At 60.5% G+C, this 17,197-nt stretch carries 19 protein-coding genes; 11 read left to right on the forward strand and 8 right to left on the reverse strand.

Annotated features, from left to right (window positions below; translation table 11 throughout):
• The first annotated feature begins 62 nt into the window (after window positions 1-62).
• The gene (locus tag CAF76_RS07365) at window positions 63-680 is read left to right on the forward strand and encodes a TPM domain-containing protein (RefSeq protein WP_039772747.1); all 618 of its coding nucleotides are present in this window, start codon (window positions 63-65) and stop codon (window positions 678-680) included.
• A 93-nt stretch (window positions 681-773) separates the two neighbouring features.
• Here the strand turns inward: CAF76_RS07365 and CAF76_RS07370 are convergent, their stop codons facing one another.
• The gene (locus tag CAF76_RS07370) at window positions 774-1,925 is read right to left on the reverse strand and encodes an integrase core domain-containing protein (protein ID WP_074690342.1); all 1,152 of its coding nucleotides are present in this window, start codon (window positions 1,923-1,925) and stop codon (window positions 774-776) included.
• 356 nt (window positions 1,926-2,281) lie between these two features.
• Here CAF76_RS07370 and CAF76_RS07375 point away from each other — a divergent pair, with 356 nt between their 5' ends.
• Window positions 2,282-3,514 (forward strand): SAM-dependent methyltransferase, encoded by a 1,233-nt coding sequence (locus CAF76_RS07375; RefSeq protein ID WP_085648636.1) that lies wholly within the window; start codon window positions 2,282-2,284, stop codon window positions 3,512-3,514.
• Here the strand turns inward: CAF76_RS07375 and CAF76_RS07380 are convergent.
• Window positions 3,504-4,418 (reverse strand): DMT family transporter, encoded by a 915-nt coding sequence (locus tag CAF76_RS07380; RefSeq protein ID WP_085605452.1) that lies wholly within the window; start codon window positions 4,416-4,418, stop codon window positions 3,504-3,506. The genes CAF76_RS07375 and CAF76_RS07380 overlap by 11 nt on opposite strands.
• Before the next feature lie 170 nt (window positions 4,419-4,588).
• Between CAF76_RS07380 and CAF76_RS07385 the strand changes: the two genes are divergently transcribed.
• From CAF76_RS07385 to CAF76_RS07400, 4 genes are all read left to right on the forward strand, one after another.
• Complete coding sequence (locus tag CAF76_RS07385; protein WP_064594029.1) at window positions 4,589-5,170, forward strand: DJ-1/PfpI family protein; 582 nt, start codon at window positions 4,589-4,591, stop codon at window positions 5,168-5,170.
• A 22-nt stretch (window positions 5,171-5,192) separates the two neighbouring features.
• Window positions 5,193-5,537, forward strand: coding sequence for a YegP family protein (locus CAF76_RS07390; protein ID WP_085648635.1), 345 nt, complete (start codon window positions 5,193-5,195; stop codon window positions 5,535-5,537).
• A gap of 153 nt (window positions 5,538-5,690) precedes the next feature.
• Entirely contained in the window at window positions 5,691-6,335 is a 645-nt protein-coding gene (locus CAF76_RS07395) for a hypothetical protein (protein WP_085648634.1), read from the forward strand.
• Window positions 6,335-6,859 carry a hypothetical protein gene (locus tag CAF76_RS07400; protein ID WP_064383015.1) on the forward strand — a complete coding sequence of 175 codons (525 nt, stop codon included), beginning with the start codon at window positions 6,335-6,337 and terminating at the stop codon, window positions 6,857-6,859. Before CAF76_RS07395 ends, CAF76_RS07400 begins: the two co-directional genes overlap by 1 nt.
• Before the next feature lie 53 nt (window positions 6,860-6,912).
• Here the strand turns inward: CAF76_RS07400 and CAF76_RS07405 are convergent, their stop codons facing one another.
• Both CAF76_RS07405 and CAF76_RS07410 read right to left on the reverse strand, forming a co-directional pair.
• Window positions 6,913-7,794, reverse strand: a complete 882-nt coding sequence (locus CAF76_RS07405) for a dihydrodipicolinate synthase family protein (RefSeq protein ID WP_085648633.1) — start codon at window positions 7,792-7,794, stop codon at window positions 6,913-6,915.
• Between the two features lie 26 nt (window positions 7,795-7,820).
• Entirely contained in the window at window positions 7,821-8,603 is a 783-nt protein-coding gene (locus tag CAF76_RS07410) for an aldolase (RefSeq protein ID WP_064594034.1), read from the reverse strand.
• A gap of 108 nt (window positions 8,604-8,711) precedes the next feature.
• Here CAF76_RS07410 and CAF76_RS07415 point away from each other — a divergent pair, with 108 nt between their 5' ends.
• The gene (locus CAF76_RS07415; RefSeq protein ID WP_007957913.1) at window positions 8,712-9,254 is read left to right on the forward strand and encodes a helix-turn-helix domain-containing protein; all 543 of its coding nucleotides are present in this window, start codon (window positions 8,712-8,714) and stop codon (window positions 9,252-9,254) included.
• Here the strand turns inward: CAF76_RS07415 and CAF76_RS07420 are convergent, their stop codons facing one another.
• Window positions 9,255-10,274: a DUF4917 family protein gene (locus CAF76_RS07420; RefSeq protein ID WP_085648632.1), complete on the reverse strand. Its 1,020-nt coding sequence runs from the start codon at window positions 10,272-10,274 to the stop codon at window positions 9,255-9,257.
• A 155-nt stretch (window positions 10,275-10,429) separates the two neighbouring features.
• Here CAF76_RS07420 and yiaY point away from each other — a divergent pair, with 155 nt between their 5' ends.
• Window positions 10,430-11,578 carry an L-threonine dehydrogenase gene (yiaY, locus tag CAF76_RS07425; RefSeq protein WP_085648631.1) on the forward strand — a complete coding sequence of 383 codons (1,149 nt, stop codon included), beginning with the start codon at window positions 10,430-10,432 and terminating at the stop codon, window positions 11,576-11,578.
• Here the strand turns inward: yiaY and CAF76_RS07430 are convergent.
• The 3 genes from CAF76_RS07430 to CAF76_RS07440 all read right to left on the reverse strand — a co-directional run bounded on the left by CAF76_RS07430 (window position 11,575) and on the right by CAF76_RS07440 (window position 14,692).
• Window positions 11,575-12,741: an MFS transporter gene (locus CAF76_RS07430; RefSeq protein ID WP_085648630.1), complete on the reverse strand. Its 1,167-nt coding sequence runs from the start codon at window positions 12,739-12,741 to the stop codon at window positions 11,575-11,577. The two genes, yiaY and CAF76_RS07430, sit on opposite strands and share 4 nt — an antisense overlap.
• Window positions 12,742-12,758: 17 nt before the next feature.
• Window positions 12,759-13,994 (reverse strand): aminotransferase class I/II-fold pyridoxal phosphate-dependent enzyme, encoded by a 1,236-nt coding sequence (locus CAF76_RS07435; RefSeq protein ID WP_085648629.1) that lies wholly within the window; start codon window positions 13,992-13,994, stop codon window positions 12,759-12,761.
• 209 nt (window positions 13,995-14,203) lie between these two features.
• Window positions 14,204-14,692 (reverse strand): DMT family transporter, encoded by a 489-nt coding sequence (locus CAF76_RS07440; protein ID WP_085648628.1) that lies wholly within the window; start codon window positions 14,690-14,692, stop codon window positions 14,204-14,206.
• A 78-nt stretch (window positions 14,693-14,770) separates the two neighbouring features.
• On the opposite strand from CAF76_RS07440, the gene CAF76_RS07445 reads away from it, so the two are divergent.
• From CAF76_RS07445 to CAF76_RS07455, 3 genes are read left to right on the forward strand one after another with little or no spacing between them, the layout of a single operon-like run.
• Window positions 14,771-15,682 carry a LysR family transcriptional regulator gene (locus CAF76_RS07445; RefSeq protein ID WP_172829473.1) on the forward strand — a complete coding sequence of 304 codons (912 nt, stop codon included), beginning with the start codon at window positions 14,771-14,773 and terminating at the stop codon, window positions 15,680-15,682.
• Between the two features lie 20 nt (window positions 15,683-15,702).
• Window positions 15,703-16,440 carry a hypothetical protein gene (locus CAF76_RS07450; protein ID WP_085648627.1) on the forward strand — a complete coding sequence of 246 codons (738 nt, stop codon included), beginning with the start codon at window positions 15,703-15,705 and terminating at the stop codon, window positions 16,438-16,440.
• Between the two features lie 35 nt (window positions 16,441-16,475).
• A complete protein-coding gene (locus CAF76_RS07455; RefSeq protein ID WP_085648626.1) occupies window positions 16,476-17,195 on the forward strand; it encodes a hypothetical protein in 720 nt (239 codons plus the stop codon).
• The last annotated feature ends 2 nt before the right edge of the window (window positions 17,196-17,197 follow it).

Consider the following 17,197-nt stretch of genomic DNA (forward strand, 5'->3'; position numbering starts at 1 on the left):
CTCCGCTACTTTGGAATGCTCAAAGTTAACAATAACGATGACTTCCTGGTCGTCTGCCGTACATGGCATTACTGACTGAACACGAACAACGCAAGGTCGCCGAGGCCATCGCCCGGGTCGAGCGCGACACCGACGCCGAACTGGTGACGGTGCTCGCGGCCCGCGCCGACGACTACGCGTACATCCCGCTGCTGTGGGCCAGCCTGCTGGCGCTGGTGGTGCCGGGGATCGTGCATTACCTGACCGGCTGGCTGACCATGCACAGCCTGTTGCTGGTGCAGTGGGTCAGTTTTGTAGTTCTGTGCCTGGTGTTTCGCCTGCCCAGGGTCACCACTCATCTGATCCCGCGCCACGTCCGGCACTGGCGCGCCTCGAACCTGGCGCGGCGGCAGTTTCTCGAACAGAACCTGCATCACACGGTGGGCAGCACCGGCATGCTGATTTTTGTTTGCGAAGCGGAGCGGTATGTGGAGATTCTGGTGGACGAAGGAATTTCCAAAAAACTGGATAACAAGAGCTGGGACTCGATTGTTGCGGCGTTTACCGAGCAGGTAAGGCAGGGGCAGACGTTGCAGGGCTTCGTGACCTGTATCGAGGCGTGCGGCGAGTTGCTCAAGGTGCATGTGCCGGTGACGCAGGTGAGGAATGAGTTGCCCAATCGCTTGGTGGTGTTGGGGTAGTCTCGGCAGTTTTATAGGTCTTGAGATCGCAGCCCTCACTGTAGAGACCGGTACATCCTTTACACATTAGACCGGGGACATCGTTTACACCTTTTACAGGCTTGATACGCGGTTGGCACCGCGCTCAAGCCTGCCTAAACAGAAGTTGCAAAGGTACAGCTCCCACACGTCATCAGCCACTTCCTTCAGCGCGATGTCCTCGCCGATCAGCGCCTCGCCCAAAAACATTCGTTGCCCCTTCCACTTGAACTCGCCGTTCGAGCGAACCTTGCGTACCTCAACCTCAGGGCCATATTCGACCGCGGGCAAGTAGCCCGGATACGGGCGCAACGAAGGTCTGTATACGGAAGCCGGCGGTTTCATGCCCAGTGCGGTGTGTGGTCGATCATGGTTGAAGTCCTGAACGAACTCTTCAAAGGCCAGCTGCTGGCGTACGAGATTTTCCGCAGGTGTTCGCAGTACCGCTGCTTTGAGGGTGCGGTGCATCCGTTCGTGTCGACCGTTCTGGTCAGGACGCCCTGGTGTGATTGTCTCGATATGGATGCCATGCCTGATGAACCAGACGGACAGCTTCGACAGCCGCGCCAAACCGGTCGATGCGAAAGGCGCCCCGTTATCTGTGCGGATTACGTCCGGCAATCCAAACTCCCGGAAAGCCCATTCGAATCCCTGTCGCGTCGGCTCGCTGTGCGTGCCGGGCAGCGCCCGGCAGAGCAGCAGATAGCGGCTCATCTGATCGGTAATGGTCAGCGGATAGCACCAATTGCCGTCCTGCATCCTGAACTGCCCTTTGAAGTCGGCACACCAGGTCTGGTTGGGTTCATCGGCCGGGCGTAAATGCGTCGGAGCACGCGGGCGCAAAGGATAAGGGCGCCGCGCAATGACCAAGCCAGCCTTCTTCAACCACTCACCAGCAGTGCTTGCGGCCGGCCATGGGATCTGTGGATCGGACTTTCGCAGGCGATCAATGATCTGTTTGGGACCTCGATCCGGATGCTCGTTTTTCTTGGCCAGCAATGTGGCGATGATTTCATCCGGGGTTTGATGAGGGCAGTTCAAAGGCTTGCGGGATTGCTCTTTCAAGCCATCCACACCGAGCGCTGCATACCGATCCAGCCATTTATCGACGGTTGGCCGGCTGACCCCATAACGCCGGCTCAATTGGCTCTTGGTGTAGCTGCCACTGAGCCAGTCACTGACTAATTTCACTCGTTGATCCATCGGGGACTCTTGATTCCAGGGCATGGTCAGCACCTCCTGACCATGATTGATACCTGTAAACCATGTCCCCGGTCTCAAACGTAAAGGATGTACCCGGTCTTTACCCACCCCAGCCCTCTCCCGGAGGGAGAGGGAGCCGACCGAATTGTCTGCCGCTATCCATCGACCTGAAATACCGAGTCGATTATGGATTCAAAGCCATTCGTTCAAGTCGGCGTATCTCCTCAATATCCCCCAGTCGGTCCCCTCTACCTCTGGGAGAGGGCTAGGGTGAGGGCCGCTTTTAAAAGCCGTTCAGTAAATAAGAGCGTGTCCCCAACCCCCATCCCCCCTAAACTAGCGCCCATTCCCGATCCGCCCGTCCGAGGCCGCTTTTTCCCATGTCCGTTACCGCTCCCTCCGCATCTGCCAAACCGGCGCCCGATCACCACGCCCGGTTCATCGAGCTACTGCAAACCAGCCTCGAACAGAACGGCTTCATCAAACTGGTGCTGGCCAAGTACGTCGGCGAGGAAGCGGATCTGCAGCGGATCATCATCAAACCGGTGACGGTCAAGGCGCAGCCGTGCCTGTCGTTCGTTTATCGCTACAAGACTCGCGACATCACCAAGAACCTGCCGCTGGACGAAGCGGTGGCGACGATTGCCGGGCTGCTGCCGGCGGCGTTCAAAAATGCGCATTTGCTGGCGCTGACGGACGAAGCCCAGCTCGAATACAGCAAAAAGGGCAAGAGCTCGCTGTTCATGAGCAAACCCCAGCAATTGCGCGAAGTGCCGTCCGCCGAGCACAACCGCGAGAAAAACCGCTTCCTCGAACTGAACCGACCGTTCCTCAAGGATCTGGGCGTGACCAACGCCCAGCACGAGCTGATCCCGGCGATGTCGCGCAAGTGGAAGCAGATCAACAAGTTCATCGAAGTCTTCAGCCACGCGCTGACCTCGTCGCCGCTGGCCCTGGACAAACCGGTGCGGGTGGCGGATTTCGGTTCGGGCAAGGGGTATCTGACGTTCGCCATTCATGACTATTTGCGCAACACCCTGAAGGCCGAAGGCGAAGTCACTGGTGTCGAACTGCGCGAAGAGATGGTCAACCTGTGCAACGCCGCCGCCGCGAAGCTGGAACACCCGGGGCTGGTGTTCAAATGCGGTGATGTGCGCAGCGTGGCGCCGAGCGAGCTGGACGTGATGATCGCCCTGCATGCCTGCGACATCGCCACCGACTACGCGATCCACACCGGCATCCGCTCCGGCGCCTCGATCATCATGTGTTCGCCGTGCTGCCACAAACAGATCCGCTTGCAGATCCAGAGCCCGGCGCTGCTCAAGCCGATGCTGCAATACGGCCTGCACCTGGGCCAGCAGGCGGAAATGGTCACCGACAGCTTGCGTGCGCTGTTCCTTGAAGCCTGCGGTTACGAGACCAAGGTGTTCGAGTTCATCTCCCTGGACCACACCAACAAGAACAAGATGATCCTCGCCGTGAAGCGCGCCGAGCCGGTGGACCCGACTCAGTTGCTGGTGAAGATTCAGGAGTTGAAGGCGTTCTACCAGATCAGCGAGCACTGCCTCGAAACCCTGCTGCTCGCTGACGGCCTGCTGAAGCTCAAGGCTTGAGCTGAACCCCGGCCGGTAATGTGCCCGGTTGAGCCGGGCGCACCGCGGTCTTGCGCCCGAGCATCACTGTCGCGATCACCCCGCAGGCGAACAGCCAGGTGATCGGCTCCACGTGTTCCCCGAAGAACAACGCGGAAAACGCGATGGTGAAGAAGATCTGCAACAACTGGATCTGACTGACCCGGGCAATGCCACCCATGGCCAGCCCGGCGTACCAGGCGAAGAACCCCAGAAATTGCGAAAACAGTGCGACGTAACCGAAGGCCCACCAGGTTTTTGCCGATACCGCGCCCTCATGCTGCAACGCCAGGTACAGCACCGGGCCGATCAGCAGCGGCGTCGACAGCACCAGCGCCCAGCAGATCACCTGCCAGCCGCCCATCTCCCGGGCCAGACGCCCGCCTTCGGCATAACCCAGACCGCCTACCGCGATCGCACCCAACATCAACAAATCCCCGGCCTGAATGCTGCCGGCACCGGTGTACAGCGCGTATCCCAGCACCAGCGCACTGCCCAGTGCGGCGCAGGCCCAGAAGGCTTTTGAAGGACGTTCATGGGACAACCACGCCGCATAAAGCGCCACGCACAGCGGCTGCAAACCGTTGACCAGCGCGCCATGGGAGGCCGGCAGGGTCTGCATGGCCCACGCCGACAGCACCGGGAAACCGAGGATCACCCCGGCGATCACCAGGCTCAGGCCTTTGACTTGCTTCCAGGTCGGCCACTTTTCCCGTCGCCACAACAACAGCGCTGCTGCCGGAATCGCGGCGAACAACGCGCGGCCGAGGCCATTGAGCAGCGGGTGCAGTTCCTGTACCACGATGCGGGTGAAGGGCAGGGTGAGGCTGAAAATCACCACGCCGAGCAGGCCGAGGGCCATGCCGGTGTTTTCGCGCGAAGACATTGAGGGCAACTCGATTCGAAGGTAACGGGAAGGTGTCTTCATCTAGCCACAAACCACGGCAGTCGGGCTGTTACAGCTGAGCGCAGAGTTATCCATACAGTTTGCGAACGCCATCGCGGTCCTTGGGCTACTGTGAATATTCCTGCGCATTCACCAGAGGAGCCCTGCCCATGGCCGCGAAAAAGATACTGATGCTGGTCGGCGATTACGTCGAAGACTACGAAGTGATGGTGCCGTTCCAGGCCCTGCAAATGGTCGGTCACACCGTCCACGCAGTGTGCCCGGATAAAGCTGCCGGCAAGACCGTGCGCACCGCGATTCATGACTTTGAAGGCGACCAGACCTACAGCGAAAAGCCCGGTCACCAGTTTGCCCTCAATTTCGATTTCGCCAAGGTTGATGCCAAGGATTACGACGCCTTGCTGGTGCCCGGCGGGCGTGCGCCGGAATACCTGCGGCTGAACGAAAAAGTCCTCGAACTGGTGCGTGCTTTCGACAAGGCCGGCAAGCCGATTGCCGCCGTCTGTCACGGCGCGCAACTGCTGGCGGCGGCGGGGATTCTCGAAGGTCGCGAGTGCAGTGCTTATCCGGCCTGCGCCCCGGAAGTGCGCCTGGCCGGCGGCACCTACATCGACATCCCGGTCACGGACGGCCATGTCCAGGGCAACCTGGCCACTGCGCCCGCCTGGCCGGCGCACCCGAAATGGCTGGCCGGTTTCCTCGGATTGCTTGGAACCAGAATCACCCTGTGACACATCGAAAAGGAGAAACACCATGTCCGGATGGTATGAGTTGAGCAAAAGCAGCAACGGCCAGTACAGGTTCGTACTGAAAGCGGCGAACGCCGAAACCATTCTGACCAGCGAGCTGTATACCAGCCGCACGGCCGCCGAAAACGGCATCGCCTCGGTGCAGGCCAACAGCCCGCTGGACGAACGCTACGAGAAAAAATCGACGAAGGACGGTCACCCCTACTTCAACCTCAAGGCGGCCAATCACCAGATCATCGGCAGCAGCGAATCCTATTCATCGGACGCGGCGTGTGACAAGGGCATCGCCAGCGTCAAGGCCAACGGGCCGTCCAAGGTGATCAAGGACAAAACCCTGCCGGTGCTTTGAACCACCCATGACGTTCAGTCGCCAAATCTTTGGCGACTGAATTATGGCTATGTGCCATCATTTCGCTTATCCTCCGCCGCCAATCCAAGGAAGGGGCGCGAGATGACTCTTTCGCGGAATTTTTGAACAACTGCCGCCAGAGTTTTCCCACTGATGATCCGCCTTTTCGCTGTCCTGACCCTGCTGCTCGGCTTGAGCGGCTGCTATAGCCTGTCCCCGACCCAAATCGATGATGAACTCGCACCGAGTGCCGATTCCGGCACCGCGTATCTGGTGGGCGTGGTCGGCATCTGGCCAAAAGCATCCTATGCGGCCCAGGAACAGATGCTGCTGATCCGCAAGCGTGGCAGTGACGAATTCGCCAGCGCGCGCCTGCACAACGAGTTCTATGCCCGTACCGCACGAGACGTGCGCGAGACCGGTCATGGCATCGGCACGCTGTTCGTGATGCCGCTCAAACCCGGTCGCTACGAGATCTACAACGTGCGATTCGATCGCGGCAGGTCGGTGTCCTGGAGCCGTGAGGACTTCACCATCGGCATGCAGCTTGAAGCGGGCAAGGCTTACTACATCGGTGACTTCCGTGCCGGCTGCGTGTCCCCCAGCGACAGCACCTGCCTGTTTCTGCACAGCGATCATCTCGAACGCGACGCCGCGCTGGTCCGCGCCAGATATCCGCAAGTACCCGGCCTGCAACGACTGGACATGCCGAACCTGTACACCGCCACACCGTTTATTCGTGAAGAGAACGGCACCAGCGCCTCCGTCTACAAAGCCATGCTCTCGGGGAAATTCTAATGCTCATCAAACGTCTGCTTCTGGGCTTGCTTCTGCTGCTCGGTGGCTGCCAGGCCACCCATTCGCTGAAGGCGCCGGACGTCGATTACAGCAGCCAGCAATTGCCGGCCATCAACGTCAGTGTGATCGGCATGCCGAGCTGGATGCTGCGTGACGAATTGCGTCGGCGTGGCACCTTTGAAGAAGTGAAGGCCGGCCGCAGCGAAGACGGCTACAACGTTTTGGTGATTGCCAACAGCGATGTCGGCGGGATTCAGCCGCAGATGCTTCTGAGCGCCTTCACTCTGTTTCTGGTGCCGGTGCCGGTGAGTTTCGACAGCACGGTGGTGTTCAGCCTCAGCCATGGCAAGCAGATACTGGGCGTGTACACCGTGAAGAATCACACCGAATCCTGGCGCGGCGCATTCAATGCCTCGGGCGGTCAGTTCGAACACATGCGCTTGATCAGCGACACGTTCATCGCGCAGATTCTCAAGGATCAGCCGTTCCACCGCGAAGCCATGAAACGCGCCGCCAGCCTCTGATCGACGGCCACAAAAAATCCCGCCCGGCGTAAACCGGGCGGGATTTTTTTCGTTCAACGCAAGGTGTTCAGCAAGGCCTGCAATTGCGTACGCCCGGCCTCAGCCAGCGGGAACACCGGCAAACGCGGATCGCCGACTTCCAGATCGGTCAGGCGCAGACCGGCCTTGATCGTCGCCGGCAAGCCGCCCTTGAGGATGAAGTCCAGCAGCGGCAACTGGCGGTAGAACAGCTCCCGCGCCTTGCCGAGATCCCCTGCCAGTGTGGCTTCGTACAAATCCAGATTGAGTTGCGCAATCAGGTTCGGCGCCGCCGTGCACCAGCCCTTGGCCCCGGCAGCGAAGGCTTCCAGCGCCAGCGGGTTGCAGCCGTTGTAGAACGGCACCCGGCCTTCGCCCAGCAGTTGCAGCTTGTGCATGCGCTGGATGTCGCCGGTGCTCTCCTTGACCATGGTCACGTTTTCCACGCCGTTGACGATACGCAGGATCAGCTCCACCGACATGTCGGTGCCGCTGGTGGCCGGGTTGTTGTAGAGCATGATCGGCACGCCGATGCTGTCGCCGATGGCGCGGTAGTGGGCGAGGATTTCCGCTTCGGTGAGCTTCCAGTAGGACGTCGGCAGCACCATCACCACGTCGGCGCCATGGGCTTCGGCAAAGCGTGCGCGCCGTACCGCTTTGGCGGTGGTCAGGTCGGACACGCTGACCACGGTCGGCACGCGTTTGGCGACGTGCTTGATGCTGAATTCGGCGACCTGGTCCCACTCCGCATCGCTCAGGTAGGCGCCTTCGCCGGTGCTGCCCAGTGGCGCGATGGCGTGAACGCCGCCGGCGATCAGACGGTCGATGGAGCGGCCGAGGGCCGGCAGGTCGACGCCTTCGCCATTGGCGCCGAACGGGGTGATGGTGTAGCCGATGATGCCGTGAATGTTGGACATGAGAGTGCTCCGCAAGGATGAGGTGTTCAGTTCAGGCAATCGGCGTGCTGCCGCAGGTTCTGCCGGGCGTAGTAGTTGAAGGCCGCGGCGTGGCGTTTGGGTTTCGACACCCAGTCATGGGCCTCGCGGCCGAGCTCGGGAATGATCGGTTTGATCGTCCCGGCGGCCATTGCCAGCAGTTGCAGTTTGGCGGCGCGTTCGATCAGTTGCGCGATGACACAGGCTTCCTCGATGGTCGTGCCGGTCGACAGTTGCCCGTGGTGGGAAAGCAGGATCGCCCGTTTGTCGCCCAACGCGCCGGCAATCAGTTCGCCTTCTTCGTTACCCACCGGCACACCCGGCCAGCCTTCAAGGAACGCGCAATCGTCGTACAGCGGGCACAGGTCCATGTGGGAAATCTGCAGCGGCACTTCCAGCATCGACAGCGCGGCAATGTGTGTCGGGTGGGTGTGGATGATGCAGTTCACGTCCGGTCGGGCGCGGTACACCCAGCTGTGGAAACGGTTGGCCGGGTTGGCCATGCCGTGGCCTTCGAGTACTTCGAGGTCTTCGTTGACCAGCAGCAGATTGCTCGCGGTGATTTCATCGAAACCCAGGCCCAGTTGCTGAGTGTAGTAAGTGCCCGGCTGCGGGCCACGGGCGGTGATCTGCCCGGCGAGGCCCGAATCGTGGCCGTTTTCGAACAGGATCCGGCAGGTCAGGGCCAGCTTTTGCCGGTCTGTCCACGTATTATCCGCCAGGGTTTTTTGCATCTGGGTCAGCGCTTGCTTGACCAGTTCGTCTTTGGGTAGTGCTAATGTCTTCGCCATATCCGTGTCCTGTGGTGATTGCCATGGATGACACTTAAGAGGCTATATGACACTTTGTGTCATTGGCAAGGACAAAACGTCTTTCCTTTGCTGGATTAATCGCTTCGCATGTCTATCCGTTTGAAATTATTGAGAAAAAAACTTGGCGTAACCCTTGAGGCGCTGGCCGAGAAATCCGGCATGACCAAGAGTTACCTGTCGAAGGTCGAGCGCGGGTTGAACACGCCGTCGATTGCCGCTGCGCTGAAACTGGCGAAGGCGCTGAACGTGAAAGTCGAGGAGCTGTTCTCCGAAGACAACGTCAGCCTCGACAGCTACAGCCTGGTGCGCAGCCATGAGCGCCAGTCGCTGGCGGCCAACGACCACAGCCCCGGTTATGCGGTGCTGGCCCATCAGGTCAGCGAGCGCAGCCTGTTGCCGTTCATCATTTATCCGCCGAGCGAATTCACCGACAAGACTTTCAAGGAACACTTGGGCGAGGAATTTCTGTTCGTCCACGAAGGCCAGGTCGAAGTGGACTTCGTGAACGAACGGGTGCTGCTGGAGCGGGGCGATGCGCTGCACTTCAATGCGCAGAAACCCCACCGCATCCGCTCAGTGGGCGAGGTGCAGGCGCAGTTGCTGGTGGTGGTGCACAGCAGCGAGGAGTGATCAGATCTCGACCGGCACCGACAGCTTCGGATTGCCCAACGCATGGCTCTTGGAATCAAAAAACCGCAACTCGACGCCCGTGCCCTCGAACACCTTGGCGTAGTGACGCTTCTGATGCTGGATGAACGCCGCGCTGCGCGGGTAGATCGAGATCGCCACGGTCTTCGGTTTCGCCAGGCGCAGAGCGCGCACGAGGTGGCTGTCCTGCTCGCCGAGGGCGTGGCCGAAGATGCACAGATTGTCGCCGTGACCGAGTAACTGGTTGTAGCAGAACGACAGGTAATCGGAACTGCGGATGGTTTTGAGCTTGTCCGCGCTCGGCCCTTCGTTGACGAACAGCGGCACGTCGTCCAGCGTCTTGATCGTGTTGTTGATCGCGAAACTGCCGAGCAGCGTGCCCTCGGTCGCTGTCAGTTTGCGCGCAGTGCCGTCCTGATTGCGCACCAGATGCAGGCCGCCGTGCAGGTACAGCAGACGCGGTTTTTCAGTGTTGCTGTCGCACAGATCGAAACTCGCATCGGGGCCGTTGAACAGGTCGTCGATCGCCTCGCCCTGATGTTGCAGGGCCCAGTAATTGAGCAAATCGTAATTGGTGGTGAACACCGTGCGATAACGCGCCAGTTCGCTGTTCAGGGTCGTCAGGGTCGAGGCTTCGATGAGCCGCCACGGGATGTGCACCGCGTGCACCGTGTTGATCAGCGCTTCCTTGATCGCGTAGTAGCGGTTGCGCGGTGCGGCCGAACTGACGGCCAGCGCCTTGTTGACCCGACTGGTGGTTTTCAGCGCGCCGAGCACCTGCTCGAAGCTGCGCGTCTGCATGGCGTCGAACACGCTCAGTTCCGACGGGCTCAGGGGCTTTTCTTCCACCGTGCGGGCGTTTTCGAACAGCGAGTCGTAGCCGAAATCGTCCCACACCGCGCGACTGGCTCCGTTGCCCAGCAGCAGGCCGCTGAAATCGGTGGTGGCGCGCAACGCGTTCCAGTCTTCGAGGGTGGCGTCGACATCCAGAAAATCGCTCATTGCAGGGCACGTCTCAAAACAAAGGGGCAGATGGACGGCGACTTTATCACGAGCGGGCATTGAGCCAGATCAACATCCGCCGTGACCGATCGGTCGATCCTGTGTGCATCCGCCGAATTGCACGAGTCGATTCGGCTCCAGTCAGGAGACGCGCCATGAGCAGCACCTTTTTCATTCCCGCCGTAAACATCATGGGCAGCGGCTGCCTTGACGACGCCATGAACGCGATCCGCAACTACGGTTTTCGCAAGGCGCTGATCGTCACCGATGCCGGGCTGGCCAAGGCCGGGGTGTCGACGATGATTGCCGAGAAACTGGCGATGCAGGACATCGATTCGGTGATCTTCGACGGCGCCAAACCCAACCCGAGCATCGCCAACGTCGAGGCGGGGCTGGCGCTGCTCAAGGACAGTCGCTGCGACTTCGTGGTGTCGTTGGGCGGCGGTTCGCCCCACGACTGCGCCAAGGGCATTGCATTGTGTGCCACCAACGGCGGGCAGATCCGCGACTACGAAGGCGTCGATCAATCGACCAAGCCGCAACTGCCGCTGATCGCCATCAACACCACCGCCGGTACCGCCAGCGAGATGACCCGGTTCTGCATCATCACCGACGAAACCCGCCACGTGAAAATGGCCATCGTCGACCGCAACGTCACGCCGCTGCTGTCGGTGAACGATCCGGCGCTGATGGTCGCCATGCCGAAAAGCCTGACCGCCGCCACCGGCATGGACGCGCTGACCCACGCGATCGAAGCCTACGTCTCCACCGCTGCCAACCCGATCACCGACGCCTGCGCGCTGAAGGCAATGACCCTGATCAGCAACAACCTGCGCCTGGCCGTTCGCGACGGCAGCGACCTGGCCGCGCGGGAAAACATGGCCTACGCGCAGTTCCTCGCGGGCATGGCATTCAACAATGCGTCCCTCGGCTACGTGCATGCGATGGCGCACCAGTTGGGCGGTTTCTATGATCTGCCTCACGGGGTGTGCAACGCGGTATTGCTGCCGCATGTGCAGACATTCAACGCGCAGGTCTGCGCCGATCGTCTGACCGACGTGGCCCACGCCATGGGCGCCGACATTCGTGGTTTCAGCCCGGAGGAGGGCGCAAAAGCCGCGATCGATGCGATTCGTTGCCTGGCCAGGGACGTGGAGATTCCCGGTGGCCTGCGTGATCTGGGCGCCAAATGCACCGACATCCCGGTGCTCGCCGCCAACGCCCTGAAAGACGCCTGCGGCTTCACCAATCCGCGCGCAGCGGATCAACGACAGATCGAGGAGATTTTCCGCAACGCGTTTTAAGCGGGCAGGCGAACGGGCGTGCCTCTCGTACAGAGCAGCGCGCCCATCGCCAGAATGCAGCACAGCAACGACAGCGGCCACGCTTGCGGACTGGCGAACAGGCTCGCCACGGCGCCGATCAGCGCCGCCATCAATTGGTGGATGAACCCGCTCAGGGCCATCGCGTAGGCGCCGGCAATCGGCGCGCCATCGTTGGCCCGTGACAGGCTGATCGGATAGTTCAGCGACTGGCCGAACACGGCAACGCAATAAGGCAGCCAAAGCAGCCAGGCCATCGAGCTGGCCAACAGACTGCCAGCCAGCATCACGCCAGTGCCGGCCATCACCAACGCGACCCCCAGTGTCATCAACCGGTGCTGACCGATACGCAGTACAAAGCGATTGACCGCCAGCGCCCCCAGAAAATATGCGGCGCTGATCGGCCAGCCCAGCAACCCATATTCAGTCGCCGACCAGTTGAACGGGCCTTGCAGAATCAACGGCGCAGCGCTGTTGAACGCGATGATCACGCCATAGCCCAGGCCGCCCGCGAGCGCTGGCAGAAGAAACGCCCGATGGACCAGAATCGTCCGGTAGACCGCCCAGGGCGAAGCGGTTGTGGGCGCTTCGACGAGTTGCGGAAAATTCAGACGCGAGACTATCGCGGCCATCAACAGACTGACCGCGCCCAGCAGATAAAAGATCGCCTGCCAGCCCAGCGTCACCTGAATGAGCGAACCGGCGTATTGCCCGATCCCGAGCGCGACAACGAATGAAATCGAAATCCACGACAACGCCTTCGCCAGCAGATCCCCCCGAAAGCTGTCACGAATCAGCACCCGCGCCATCACCGAAATGCCGCTGGCGCCGATCCCCTGAAGCAGTCGCAGCAGCAGGAACGACTCCAGCGTCGCACCCAGCGGCAGTGCCAGATTCGCCACGCCATAAATTCCCAATGCCGCCAGCAGCACCGGTTTGCGGCCGATGCGCTGGGCCAGGCTGCCCCACAGCAGCATCGGCAGCGCCATGCCGATCAGGTACAGCGACAAACCCCAGGCCACTTGCGATGCATCGACCCGCAAATGCCCGGCGATCTGTGGCAGCGCCGGCAGATAAATGCTCATGCCCAACTGGGCGAGGAACACGGTGGAGCAAGTGATGAGCAGGATGAGGCTGGGGTTCATGAGTCGTCCGTAAAGGTTCAGCGGTTGCGAGGGTGACCGCGCGTCATTAACAGACCGGTGATCAAATCACAAAAGCGGTGGATCAGGGTCGATTCCATGTCGGCGCGCAGGGTCACGCGGATCGCGGCTTTGCCCTGGGCTACCACCGGGAAAAACACCGCACTGGTGAAAAAGCCGTGTTCGGCCAGTTCAACGGCGATTTGCGTGGCCAGGGCGGCCTCGCCGCAGTTGATCAAACGGATGGCCATGGAGCTGCCGTGCTGCTCGGTGCTCAAGAGGCTGTCGAACAGGTGGATGTTGGCCTGGAGCCGAACCTGCAGCGCCCTCAGTTCCGCGCTGCGATGCACCTGGATCGACGCCAGGCCCGCACCGATGGCCGCGCAATTGAGACTTTGCGACCAGTTGCTCGGCCCGCCGTAACGCTGGATCAACTTCCTCTGCCGTTCATTCCCGAGCATCACCAGACCGCCGCTTGCCCCGAACGATTTGGCCAGCGAAGCGACGATCAGGCAGTCCTCCTCCAGCGCCGGCATTCTTGGTCGAACAAGACCTGCGCCGTTGCTGCCGACTGCCGACAACGCGTGGGAGTCATCGAGATAAAGAAACAGGCCGTAACGCTCCTTCAGATACAACAGACCGTCCAGATTGGCAACGCCACCCATGCTGTAGGCACCGTCGGCGACATAGGCGACGGTGGAATGGCGCTGGCACACCGATTCGAGAAAATCCATGTCGTTGTGGGGGCAGGTCAATACCTGGGTCTCGTCGGCGCAACTGGCCTTCAGGTGATTCATCGAGTAATGGGCCAGGCGATCAAACACCATCACCGGCGGGCGGTTCTGGGTGAACACGCCACTGGCCAGCAGCGGCAGGATACCGGCGCTCGCGGCGCTGCAGGACAGAGTCGTCAGACACACCGCGCCAAACAATTGCGACAACTCGCTTTCGTATTGCTCGAGCAGCGCCAGTTTGCAGCGGTTTTTCGAGTTGGCAACGCGCAACGTACCGGTTTCACGCAGCGCCGTGATGGCCCCCTCAAGCAGCGCGGGGTGGTGATCGAGGCCCAGATAGGAGGTGGTGCAGAAATGATGGAACTGGCGCCCGTGCTGATCGAGCAAGTGATTACAGCCTTTGACCTCGACGTTGAGGGCGGCGATTTTTCCAGCTTCCGCAGCCTCCCAATCGTGGTCTGCCAAAGCGATGACCTTGCGGTAATTGGAGAAAGTGTTGGCGGATTCCGACAGGTGATTCATAGGCAGCTCTCCTTGAGCAGGGCAATCCATGGGGTGTTGCAAATTGTGTGTGTTGCCAGACTTTACAGAGAGCTATGCAGGGTCAGAATCGGCTGCGTCCGATAGCATTGACGGCTGTTGGAGATTTGCTTGTAGGGCGAAGCCTTGCCCGGCTGTGAGGCGATGAAATGCCCGACAAGTCCGGTGCTGGAGAGCCTACGCTTGAACCCTTATCCAACGGCTGTGGCGCTCTTTTCCAGTGTCGGGGAGAACTGGATCAACGCCACTCCCGCCATCAACAAGACTGCGCCGAACAGGCGCGGCAATGTCAGGTGCTTCTCCACCAGCCCGAACAGGCCGAAGTGATCCAGCACGATTGACGTGATCATTTGCCCGGCCAGGGCCAGCGCCAGAAATCCCGAAGCCCCCAGCTTCGGCAGCAACACCACCGCCAAGGCCACGAAGCACACCCCGAACGCCCCGCCGGTCCACATCCACAATGGCAGCTTGCTGGCGAGGGCCAGCGACGGTAACGGCAGGCGCAGGGCGACAATCACCGGCAACAACACCAGCACGCTCACCACCAGCGAGGTGAACGTCGCCCACAGCGGATGCCCCAACCCCCGCGCCAGATTGATATTGATCGCACTTTGAAACGGCACCACCGCCCCGGCAAATACCGCCAATAGCAGCAAACCGACCCACTGCATCGTTCCCATGATCGTTCTCCGGCAAGGTTTTGCTGGACTCTAGGGTATTCGTCGCGCAGATTTAAATTCTGTTTTGGTATTCGGAACATGCATCGAATGAATGATCTGCGCCGCATCGACCTCAATCTGCTGGTGATCCTCGACGCCTTGCTCGGCGAGCAACACGTGACCCGCGCCGCCGAACGCCTGCACCTGAGCCAACCGGCGGTCAGCCACGCGTTGGCGCGTCTGCGCGACTTGCTCGGTGATCCATTGTTGGTGCGTGCCGGTTCGGGGCTGGTGCCCACCGCGCGGGCGCTGGAGCTGGCGGCGCCGCTGGCGGAAACCCTGGCCCAGGTGCAATCGCTGCTGGCGCCGAACACCTTCGATCCGGCCAGCGCCCGTCGGACCTTTCGCCTCGCGATGTCGGACTACGGCGCGGCGATCATCCTGCCCGGGCTGATTCGCACCTTGCGCGCGGAAGCACCGGGCATCGACCTGCAAATCAGCCATGCCAGCCGCGAAGGCATGGTCGAAGGCCTGCTCAACGGCGACATCGACCTAGCCGCCGGCGTACTCCCCGAATTGCCCGGTGAACTGCGCAGCACGCCGCTGTTCGAGGAACGCTACGTGTGTTTGCTGGATCGCCACAGTTTGCCGGCCGACGGCCAGCTCGACCTGCCAACCTATCTCTCCCGTCCCCATGTCTTGCTGGAAATGCGCGGCAGCGGCACCCCGGAAATCGAACGCACCCTGACTGCCCTGCGCGAACGCCGCCGCGTCGCCATCAGCCTGCCGCACTGGAGCGCTGCGCCACGTTTCATCAGCGGCACGGACCTGATCCTGACCGTCGCTTCGCGGGCGTTGAATGAGGTGGATGACCAATCGCTGATCGTCGTACCGCCACCGTTTGAAATTGCACCGTTCACCTTTGTGTCGGCGTGGCACAAGCGGCGGGGTGGGGATCAGGCGTTGAACTGGTTGAATCGCCGGATTGAGCAGGGGATAGTGCGCGGCTGAAAAACATCAAGGAGCGGGGCGTGACAGTGAAGTCTGGGGTTGTTGTGGGGCTGGCGCTTTGTGGGGCGCTGATGGCGGGGCAGGTGTTGGCTGATTGTGTGCCTGAGCCGGTGGCGGGTGATCTGGATTTCTCCGTGTGCAAGGAGTGGCCGGCGTATCCGGGGTTGATCATCAGCGCGAATGCGAAATTTGAGCGGAGCTCCGTGCCGGAGAGTACCGACACGAGCGGCACCTATGATTTCAATTTATCGGTCTTGAAAAGCGACCAAACGAAACCGGTTGCCACTTATCACCAGGCCTCCACTTTCTTCTCGGGTGGGGTGGCATTGCGAGATATCTCGCTCGATACCGCACGCTACAAACTCACCCCCGAGGCACGGGCCTTTGGCGTTCGCGTGCAATTCACCAATGCCTCTCGCCTCAACCCGCTTGAGGAAACGCACCTCTCTCTTTATGTGAGAGAGGGCGATAAATTACGTCCCGTGCTCAGTCAATTAGTGGTTTATGAGTACGGCGGTGAATGGGACGGTGATTGCGCCGGCGAGCGATATGAGACGACCAGAACGGTAGAAATCGCCAAGACCAGCTCCCATGGTTATGCCGATCTGATCATCAAAACCAAGACGACAGGGACGACCAATGTCGTCCAAGGCGACACTTGTGAAGAAAAGACCAGTGTCAGCAGCCCTGAACTGACAACCCTTCGCTACGACGGAAAATCCTACGTTCTGCCTAAAGGTTTCAAAGCCATCGAGTGATACAGAGCCAACGCGACTTAATTCAAGGAAGAACAATGCTCACCCCAACCCGACTTCTTATCGCCCTCGGTTTTTTGGCCATCACCACTCAGGCCCACGCTGCCTGTCAGGTAAAAAAATTCGACGGTCACTCCCTGTCATGCTGCAAAGTGTGGCCCGCCTTTCCGGACAAGGCGATCTCGGCAAAATCCACATTCGTTTCAGACTCCGAAGGTGACCACGACGGCGTGTTCGATCTGGAGTTGTCGCTGCTCAACGCCGCCAATGCCAAGCCGTTGGCGACTTACGTCAAGCCTGGAGCCTACAACTCCGACGCGATCAGCTTCGATGACTTGAAGATCGATACCGCTCGATACCGTCTGGCGTCGGACGTTCGCGCCTTCGGTCTGCGTTCGGATTTTGCCGACCATCTCTCAAGCGCCAACCCCTACGCGAAAACCGATCTGGCGTTGTATGTGCGCGAAGGCAGCAAGTTGCGACCGGTGCTGGAAGGTCTGGTCATTCGGAAGGAGTTTGGCGAGGGTACCGGTGAGTGCGAAACCAAGGACACGAAAATCCTCAGGACCGTGGAAATCGGCCCGTCCAGCCATAATGGCTTCTCTGATCTGATCGTTTCTTCAAGTGGTGTGGTGTACACCTCGACTCGGTCAGGCAAAGAGTGCGTTTCCAAAACCACTGACCTGAAGAAAACCCAAATCACCCTGACCTACGACGGCAAGCAATACTCCATCCCCGAAGACCTCCGAGGTTACTGACC

This window comes from Pseudomonas sp. B40(2017), from assembly GCF_002112855.1.
GTDB lineage: Bacteria > Pseudomonadota > Gammaproteobacteria > Pseudomonadales > Pseudomonadaceae > Aquipseudomonas > Aquipseudomonas pharyngis.